The 8,781-nt window shown below is 67.8% G+C and carries 8 protein-coding genes; all 8 read right to left on the bottom strand.

Annotation, left to right across the window (positions count from 1 at the left end; all coding sequences use genetic code 11):
* A partial coding sequence (atpD, locus tag JSV65_07235) for a F0F1 ATP synthase subunit beta (protein UCH36717.1) occupies positions 1-944 on the bottom strand: 944 nt, incomplete at its 3' end.
* Positions 945-1,006: 62 nt separating this feature from the next.
* Positions 1,007-1,840: an ATP synthase F1 subunit gamma gene (gene atpG / locus JSV65_07230; protein UCH36140.1), complete on the bottom strand. Its 834-nt coding sequence runs from the start codon at positions 1,838-1,840 to the stop codon at positions 1,007-1,009.
* Between the two features lie 124 nt (positions 1,841-1,964).
* Positions 1,965-3,599 (bottom strand): right-handed parallel beta-helix repeat-containing protein, encoded by a 1,635-nt coding sequence (locus JSV65_07225; protein ID UCH36139.1) that lies wholly within the window; start codon positions 3,597-3,599, stop codon positions 1,965-1,967.
* Between the two features lie 244 nt (positions 3,600-3,843).
* Positions 3,844-5,355, bottom strand: a complete 1,512-nt coding sequence (locus JSV65_07220) for a F0F1 ATP synthase subunit alpha (protein ID UCH36138.1) — start codon at positions 5,353-5,355, stop codon at positions 3,844-3,846.
* Positions 5,356-5,386: 31 nt separating this feature from the next.
* Entirely contained in the window at positions 5,387-5,944 is a 558-nt protein-coding gene (gene atpH, locus JSV65_07215) for an ATP synthase F1 subunit delta (GenBank protein UCH36137.1), read from the bottom strand.
* A complete protein-coding gene (atpF, locus tag JSV65_07210) occupies positions 5,941-6,453 on the bottom strand; it encodes a F0F1 ATP synthase subunit B (protein UCH36136.1) in 513 nt (170 codons plus the stop codon). The genes atpH and atpF overlap by 4 nt, the downstream gene beginning before the upstream one ends.
* Before the next feature lie 6 nt (positions 6,454-6,459).
* Positions 6,460-6,726, bottom strand: a complete 267-nt coding sequence (gene atpE, locus JSV65_07205) for an ATP synthase F0 subunit C (GenBank protein ID UCH36135.1) — start codon at positions 6,724-6,726, stop codon at positions 6,460-6,462.
* A 3-nt stretch (positions 6,727-6,729) separates the two neighbouring features.
* Entirely contained in the window at positions 6,730-8,706 is a 1,977-nt protein-coding gene (locus JSV65_07200) for a hypothetical protein (GenBank protein UCH36134.1), read from the bottom strand.
* Positions 8,707-8,781 lie beyond the last annotated feature (75 nt).

The raw sequence follows: 8,781 nt of genomic DNA, 5'->3' as shown, positions 1-8,781 counted from the left end.
GTGGTGGCGGGCGCGGGGTCGGTGATGTCGTCGGCGGGCACGTAAATGGCTTGCAGCGAGGTAATCGAGCCGCGCTTGGTGGAAGTAATGCGCTCCTGGAGTGCGCCCATCTCGCTGCCCAGAGTCGGCTGGTAGCCGACCGCCGAGGGCATGCGCCCGAGCAGCGCCGAGACCTCGCTGCCCGCCTGGACGAAGCGGAAGATGTTGTCAATGAAGAGCAGGACGTCCTGGCCTTCGTCATCGCGGAAGTACTCGGCCATGGTGAGCGCGGTGAGCCCGACCCGCAGGCGCGCGCCGGGCGGCTCGTTCATCTGCCCGAACACCATGACGGTCTTGTCAATCACCCCCGACTCCTGCATCTCGAGGTAGAGCTGGTTGCCCTCGCGGGTGCGCTCGCCGACGCCGGCGAAGACCGAGGTGCCGCCGTGCTCGGTCGCGATGTTGCGGATCAGCTCCATCAGCAGCACCGTCTTGCCCACCCCGGCCCCGCCGAACATGCCGACCTTGCCGCCCTTGGGATAGGGGCAGATGAGGTCCACGACCTTGAAGCCGGTCTCGAAGACCTCGGTCACGATGCCCTGCTGCTCGAACGACGGCGGCGGGCGGTGGATCGGGTGGCGCGTGGCTACCTCCGGCGGGGGCTGGTTGTCGATCGGTTCGCCGAGCACGTCGAACATGCGGCCGAGTGTCCCGCGGCCGACCGGCGCCGTGATCGGCGCGCCGGTGTCTTCCGCCGCCATGCCGCGACGGATGCCGTCGGTCGAGGCCATGGCGACACAGCGCACGATGTCGTCGCCCAGGTGTTGGGCGGCCTCGACCGTGAGGGCACGACCCTGCACTTCATCGCGAATGACGATGGCGTTGAAGATCTCGGCCAGCTCCTCCGGCTTGAACCGGACGTCCACGACCGGCCCGATGACCTGGACTACCTCACCTACAGCCATGTTGCATTACTCCATTGACTGCTGCCCGCGTCGCCGCGCGCGGGCGGCGCGATCAGGGGCGCTCATGCCAACGCCTCGGCGGTACCGACGATGTCGAGCAGTTCGCCGGTGATGGACGCCTGGCGCGCCTTGTTGTACTCAAGCGTTAGCGATTGTATCATTTCCTCTGCGTTATCGGTGGCGAGGGTCATTGCGGTCAACCGAGCGCTGTGCTCGCTTGCCTGCGCGTCGAGCACCGCGGTCCACACGCGCGTCCGGATGAACCGCGGCAGGAACTGGTCGAGCAGCAGCGGCGCCGCCGGCTCGTAGATGAACTCTCGCGGCGCGGCCTCCGGGGTCGCGATCGGCAGCAGATTTTCGGCAACCAGCCGCGACGCCTGACCGCCCATATGCCGCGTGTACACCAACTGCACCGAGTCGCATTCGCCCTTCGCGTAAAGCTCGCCAACGGCATCCGCGACAGCGGCAACGTCCGCGAATTCGGGGGGGTCCCTGAGCGGCGACAGGCCGTCGCGGATCGAGTAGCCGGCGCGTCGTAGGAAATCGTTCGCCTTCCGCCCCAGGGGCACGATGTGCACCTGCGGCGCCTGCGCTGCAACCGCGGCGGCGTGACGGATCACGTTATGATTGTACGCGCCGCACAGGCCGCGATCGCCACTGACGACGATGACCGCCGCGCTGCGAACCTCTCGCTGCTGGAGCAGCGGGTGCGCGATCGCCGGCGCTCCCAGAGCGGTCAGGATCTCGGCCATCTTGTCCGCGTAGGGACGCGCCGCGCGGACGCGCGCCTCGGCGCGGCGCAGCCGGACCGATGCCACGGTCTTCATCGCCCGGGTAATCTGCTCGATGTTCCGGACGCCGCGAATCTTCCGTTTGACGTCGCGCGTCGAAAGCATGACGACCTAGCCTGTTCCCGCCGCCGGCATGCTCAGCGGGCGGATCGGCGCAGCCCGTCCGGCGTCAGCGAAGACCGCACGCGTCCGGTGCTGCCGGCCCACCCGGCCCGTTCGCAGTGTCTGTCTAATCACGCGTCACCCGCACTTGCCGCTCGGCCCGCGCCCCGCGCCCTTGGGAGTCCCACACGACGAGCGTCACGCGGTAGACGCCGGGGCGGCCGTACGTGTGCCTGATCGGAGTCAGCTCCGCCGGACACCCGTCGCCGAAATCCCACAGCACCGAAGTGATGCGTCCGCGGCTCGCCCGGGACGTGCTCGCGAACCGAACCAGCTCGCCGGCCTTGACCGTTGCAGGAGCGTCGAAGGACGCCTGCGGCGGCGGCTCGGGAAAGCCGGACGCGCGAGGGAGACGGTCGTCGCCGTTGCCGGCGATCACGCAGTCCGCGAACTCCAGCGCGGCACAGTCGTCGCGGCCGGCGACGGCAGCGCCGCCGTTGTCCTTGATGACGCAGCGCACGAAACTCAGCCGGTCAACGTCTCCCCCGACCAACTGAACGCCGTAGCGCCCGTTGTTGCGAGACTCGCAATCCTCGAGCACGAGGTCGCTCACCTTGGCGAGGGCGCGAAAGCCGTGACCTTCGTCGCCCGGGTAAGCCGGGGCGCCGCGCCCGACGGTCGTGTCCTCGAACTTGCACCGGTAGAAGTAGTGACGCGCGACGCCGTCTCCATCGCCCTGGATTTGCGCGCCCCACTGGATGCAGTTGCGAATGGTATTGCGGGCCCACAAGCAGTGATCCTTGGGCGGGCCGCCGGACACCGAGATGCCGATCTGCTGGCCGTCGTCAACGATGTTATCGGTGGCGACCAGGCAGCGGCCGATGCCCTCGATGCCCGCAAACTTGCACGCCCCCGACTTGTCGCCGATGACGTTCCGTCGCACGGCGCAGAAGTCGCATCCGCCTACGCTGAGCCAATGGTCAATGCGGTTGTCTTCGATCACCGCACGATCGCAGCCGCCCCAGACCTCAATGCCCAGGCCTTCGCCCCCGGAACCGCTGACGGTGTTGCCCCGAATCACAAGATCGGTCGATCCGTTGTCGCCGAAGACGCCGCCGCGACCCGTGTTGCGGATGACATTGCGCAACACGCGGTTGCGGGACGAGCCCCACGCGAGACGGATGCCGCCGCCGAACTTGGCGCCGACGCCGATGTTCTCCAGCGTGCAGTCGGCGACGACGCTGTCGGTGACGCCTCCCTCGCATGTCGGATTGGTGCCCGTGAACAATATGCCGTGCGGCCCGAAGGCGTCGCTCTTGACCAGATCGCGGATTGTCACGTCGTGCACATTGAGCCGGCGCGCGTCGTGGGCGAAGATGCCTTGATGCGCGTTCAGGTTACGCGCCCCATCTACCGTGAGATGGCACACTTCCACATCGGCGCAGCCGGAGAGGTCCAGAATCACGCCCGGCTCAACGCCGTCGAAGCGCAGGAGCGTTCGCTGTTGCCCGGCGCCGACGAGTCGCGTCTTCGACTTCAGTCTGACTGGCTCGGTCACGGCGTACGTTCCGGGCGGCAGAGCGACCCGATCGCCGGGTTGCGCTTGGTCAATCGCTGCAGCGATGGCGGCGCCGTCGCGCCCGCGGACGGTGGTGGTTTTCGCCTCAGCAGCCGTGACGAGCGTCAGCGCCAACAACCACGCGGAGAGCCAACGCAGCTTGCTCGGCTGCCGCATTCTCAGTTCACTGCTAGCTTGCATCATTCATCCACGTGCCGGTTCGGCGCGGCCGGTACTCCCGCCCGCCCGGCTGAGGTGCGCGGGTTATCCCTGGCGGCTGGTGCACAGAGTATGCGCGGCGTCCAAACCGCTCATGAATCACCTGGGCTGACGGCGCCCAGCGTTTCGTTGCGACACGGCCCAGAGGCAACGGCAGGTCCCGGGAAGCGGCGGAAGCTCCTGTTGCGGGAGCCGGCCGCGCTGCGCGTCCGACGGCGATGGCTCACCCTCATGTGCCGACGAACGATTGCTTGAAATCCAGGATTGCCTGCTTGAGGCGCTCGGTCGTCTCGTCGTCGAGCCTCCCGGCCTCGGCGATGCGGCGCGGAATCCCGGCGTGCTGCTCCCGCACGTATGCGAGGAGCGCCTGCTCGAACTCTCTCACCCGCTCCACGGGTAGGTCGTCGAGGTAGCCCTGGGTGCCGGCGAAGAGCGACACGACCTGCTCCGCGGCCGACATCACTTGGTACTGCGGCTGCTTGAGCACCTCGGTCATGCGCTCGCCGCGGTCGAGCTGATCGCGCGTGGACTTGTCGAGTTCGGTCGCCAGCTTGGTGAACGCCTGCAGCTCGCGGTAGTAGGCGAGGTCGTTGCGCAAGCGGCCGGCGACCTGCTTCATGGCGGGAATCTGCGCGGCACCGCCGACGCGGGACACGGAGATGCCGACGTTCATCGCCGGCCGGACGCCGGCGAAGAAGAGGTCGCTTTCCAGGTAGATCTGGCCGTCGGTGATTGAAATGAGGTTGGTCGGGATATAGGCCGCGTAATCGCCAAGCTGGGACTCGACAATCGGCAGCGCAGTGAGCGATCCGCCGCCCTTTTCGTCGCTGAACTTCGCCGCGCGCTCCAGCAGATGCGCGTGGAGGTAGAAGATATCGCCGGGGTAGGCCTCCCTGCCCGGCGGCCGGCGCAGGAGCAGCGAGAGCTGCCGGTAGGCCTGGGCGTGCTTGGTCAGGTCGTCGTAGACGACCAGCGCGTGTTTACCGCGATCGCGGAAATCCTCGGCCATGGAGCAGCTGGCATAGGGCGCGAGATACTGCATCGGTGCTGCGGTGGCGGCGGTCGCGCTGACCACGGTGGTGTATTCAAGCGCCCCGCGTTTCTCAAAGACGTCAACCACGTTCGCGACCGTGGACTGCTTCTGGCCGATGGCGACGTACACGCAGTAGACGTCCTCGCCGCGCTGGTTGAGGATGGTGTCGACGCAGATCGCCGTCTTGCCGGTCTGGCGATCGCCGACGACTAGCTGGCGCTGGCCGCGCCCGATCGGGGTCATCGCGTCAATCGCCTTGATGCCGGTTTGCAGCGGCTCCTTGACGGGTTGACGCTCGATGACATTCGGCGCCTCGGTCTCGACGGGCCGTGTGCGATCGGCGACGATCTGACCTTTGCCGTCGAGCGGCCGGCCGAGGGAGTCAACCACGCGGCCGACCAGGGCCTCGCCTACCGGCACCTGGACGATGCGGCCAGTGGTGCGGGCGGAGTCACCCTCCTTGATCTCAACGTCGGACCCGAGCAGGATGCAGCCGACGTTATCCTCCTCAAGGTTGAGCGCAATCCCGTAGACCTCGTTGGGGAACTGTATCAACTCGCTCGCCATGGCGCCGGACAGGCCATAGACACGGGCGATGCCGTCACCGACCTGGATGACGGTGCCGACGTCGGCAGTCTCCGCCTCGGCGCCGTAGCGTTCGAGCTCGTCTCGTATGACCGAGCTAACCTCGTCGGGTTCGATCCTCATTCACGTCCTCCAGAGGGATCAACCTCCGGCGTCATTGTCCGATTCCTCGGTAACGCGCGCCGGCCAGCAACTCGCGCATGCGCGCCAGCCTGCCGCGCGCCGAGGCGTCTATCACCTGATGATCCAGGTTCACAACCAGGCCCGCGAGCAGTGACACATCGACCTCGTACCGGGCTTCGACGCGCTTGCCCGTGCGCCGCTCGAGAGCGTGTTGGAGCCGTGTCTTCTGCGCGTCGGTCAGGGCAATGCTGCTGGCGACGCGCGCGCGAACGAGTCCGCGTTCCTGGTCGGCCAGGCGCCGGTATTCCTCGGTGACCTCGGGCAGATAGTCATGGCGTCGGCGCCGCACGAGCAGGCTGACGAACCGCAGCGATACCGGATGAAGCGCGGCAAAGGAGGCCTGGATAATCGCCTCCTTGCGCGGGGACGGGATCTCGGGGTGCGCGAGCACCGCTCGCAGGTTTGCATCCGCGGCGATGGCGGCGCGAGCGGATTCGAGGTCGCCTTCGACCTGATCGATGAGCCCCTGCTGCAATGCGCTCTGAAAGAGCGCGGCCGCATAGCGCCGCGCTATGCGCCGATAGATCATTGCTCCTGCTCCAGACCCGCGATCGCCTGGTCAATGACGCGCCGCTGCGCCTCCTCGTCGAGGCCGTCCTGTATCGCCTTCGATGCAGCCGTGAGCGCCAGGTTCGCCACCTGCTCGCGGAGGTCGGCGATCGCCTTGCGCTTCTCGAGGTCGATCTCCGAGGCGGCGCGCCGGAGCAGCTTCTCGGCCTCGTCGCGGGCATCTGCGAGCGCCTCGTCGCGAGCCGCCTTGGCTTCGTCGGCGGCCTCGCGCATGCGGCGGCGGGCCTCGTCCTGGATGGTGTCGAGGCGATGCTGGAGTTCCTCGCGCATCTTCTCCGCCGCGGCCTGCCGCTCGCGCGCCTCGTTGAGGTGCTGGTCGACGTCGCGCTCACGGGCGCGCAGCATCTGCTGCACGGGCGCAAACAGGAACTTGCGCAGCACCCACAGCAAGACCAGGAACACCAGCGCTTGCAGGGCGAGGACTGCCGGATTCAGGCCCAGGGCCTCGAATATGGACACGGCCAGCATAGGCGGTTACGGTTTGAGCAGACTCATGATCTCTGCCGGAGCCGGCAGCTTGAGCCATAGCAGCAGCGACATGACGAGCGCATAGATCGTCAGCGATTCGACGAACGCGAGCCCGATGATGAGCAACGTCAGCAGGCGCGGGCCTGCCTCGGGTTGGCGTGCGACCCCCTCGAGCGCGGCGGCGATAGCGCGCGCCTGGCCCAGCGATCCGCCAAACGCTGCCAGAGCCACGCCGAAGCCGGTCGCCAGCGCCAGAGCGAAGAAGTATTGCATCTCTCAGCTCCCAGTAGTGTGTTCTTCCAACGCTTCCGCGGCATCCGTGCCGCGGAGTCGGTCCCACAGCCAGACGGCAACCGCCCCGATCGCGAGCCCCAACCACAACCCGTGGGCACTACGCAGAAGCGACGTGAATACTGGCGTATGCAAGTGACAGAACGTGTTTACCAGCGACGTCTGTCCCACCGCTCCCAACAGCAGGAACAGCAGCACCCACCGTGTGCGACCGCGCAGTGCCATGCCCACGGCGAGCATCAGCGCCGGGTGCCCAACGAGGAACTCCTTAGTTCGCGGCCGGGCGAAGAAGATCTGCTCGAGGATGCCGCGCGCCCGCATCTCCAGGCCGGAGACCTCGACGGCAGGCTGATTGCCCGACCGCATCAGCATTACGGCCACCGCCGCCAGCAGCACCGCTGCGAGCACGGCCTCCCATACATAGACTGGTCGGTTCCACGCGCGCCGGAAGTTTTCCTGCACGCGATGCTGATACGCGGCCGCATCGCGGTCACTGAACAGCCCCAGCGTCCATACCACCCCGACGACGAGCACGGGCAACCCAAGCGCCAGCTTGACGCCGGTGAACTGGAGAACGTGCGTCATGTATAACCGCTCGGTGAGCAGCCCTGATACGACCAGCCCGCCTGCGCCGGAGACAACGCACGCCCCGACGAGCCAGCCTGCGGCACGCGCCGCAAGCCCCGCGGCGGTGACATCCGGCGCCGCACGAGCCGTGCGCGCGCCGCGCGCGACGGCGATGAGCGCGATGGTCGGGAAGGCCAACGCCGCGAGCAGCGCTTTCTCCGCGCGGGCCATGTCAGGCGCGACGACGAAGAGCGCCGCGCCTGCGCCGAGCCCGACGACGAGCAGCAGGTACACCAGCCACTGCGCGAGCGGCATCAACGCGGCAAGCGCGAACAGCGCGGCCGCCACCGCCCCGGCGGCCATGAGCACGAGCCCCCACCGAGGAACCGCGACCGGCTCCGGCAACTGAGGGCGACCCACATCATAGCCTGCGTCAGCCAGCTCGCGCTTCAGCGATGTGACGTAGCGCTCGTTGAATTCAAGCGGCTCCTCGTGCGGCATGATGAAGAGGCGCACGTAGCACGCGCGAATGCCGCGCTCCTTCACCGCACGGACATAACGGGCGATCGCCACCGCGGGCGACATGCCCAAGATCTCGTTCTCGGTGATGCTGTGTACGCGCACCAGCTCGCCATCGAGAGCCCGGCCCAGGCCCCCGTCGCCGAGTTGTCCTGCCATTTCCACCGAGCCGTACCGGAGCCCGGCGGCTTGCAGCGCCTCCGCCGTGTCGCCGATCAAGCCGGGGTAACCCAGCACTTGATCGCGTGAGAAGACCACGAGATCCGCCTCCGCCGCGGAGGCCTGAGCCGCCATGAAGGTGATGCCTTCCGAGCGAGCGCCGGGGTAGTTGTCGATGCGAGCGACGACACGCAGTCCCGCGTCGGCGATGAGAAGCGGCGCTTCCTCGGGCCAACCCAGGCCGAGCATCTCCAGGTGCGCCGCTGACGCGCGGCACGGCACGAGCAGCGGCGTCGCCTCCGCGGCGCCCGGCGGCGGTTTGAGCGCGCGCGGCGGCAACTTGGCGGACAAGTGGGCGCGCAGCCGCTCCGCGGTCGCCGTGTCGTAGGCCGAAAGGACGACTCCTTCGCCCGGTGTCTCCTCCTCGAAGCCGGCCGCATCCATGGACAAGGCGCTGACTTGGCCGCGAGCCGTGAGGTCGGAGAGATGTTCCTCGCTCAGCGCAACCGCCGTGGCGCCGGCGCGGCGCAGGCGCAGCATCGCCGTTTGCACCGGGAGGCCCTCCGCGGCGGCGAGCGCCTGCACTTCTTGTAGATCCAGGATGAGCGCGGCCGAACGGTTCGGCATCTCAGCCTGCCACCGCACAGCGGCGGCGCAGACCGCCGCCGCGACGGCAGCCGCGATGATAATGGCCAACACGATTTGAGGGCGGGACATAGCTCTTGTCTTGCTCGCGAGTCGGTGATACGCGGGCCGCTGCCGCTGAGCGGACGTCCGCGTCTGCGCCCGGCG

This window comes from Armatimonadota bacterium, from assembly GCA_020354555.1.
GTDB lineage: Bacteria > Armatimonadota > Hebobacteria.
Note: the sequence above shows the minus strand (reverse complement) of the source record. Positions and strands in the feature narration are given on the sequence as shown.

Bases quoted from the DNA above. Each gene is read 5' to 3' on its own strand.
- atpG (UCH36140.1), bottom strand. From the start codon at position 1,840: ATGCTTTCGACGCGCGACGTCAAACGGAAGATTCGCGGCGTCCGGAAC.
- JSV65_07225 (UCH36139.1), bottom strand. From the start codon at position 3,599: ATGATGCAAGCTAGCAGTGAACTGAGAATGCGGCAGCCGAGCAAGCTG.
- JSV65_07220 (UCH36138.1), bottom strand. From the start codon at position 5,355: ATGAGGATCGAACCCGACGAGGTTAGCTCGGTCATACGAGACGAGCTC.
- atpH (UCH36137.1), bottom strand. From the start codon at position 5,944: ATGATCTATCGGCGCATAGCGCGGCGCTATGCGGCCGCGCTCTTTCAG.
- atpF (UCH36136.1), bottom strand. From the start codon at position 6,453: ATGCTGGCCGTGTCCATATTCGAGGCCCTGGGCCTGAATCCGGCAGTC.
- atpE (UCH36135.1), bottom strand. From the start codon at position 6,726: ATGCAATACTTCTTCGCTCTGGCGCTGGCGACCGGCTTCGGCGTGGCT.
- JSV65_07200 (UCH36134.1), bottom strand. From the start codon at position 8,706: ATGTCCCGCCCTCAAATCGTGTTGGCCATTATCATCGCGGCTGCCGTC.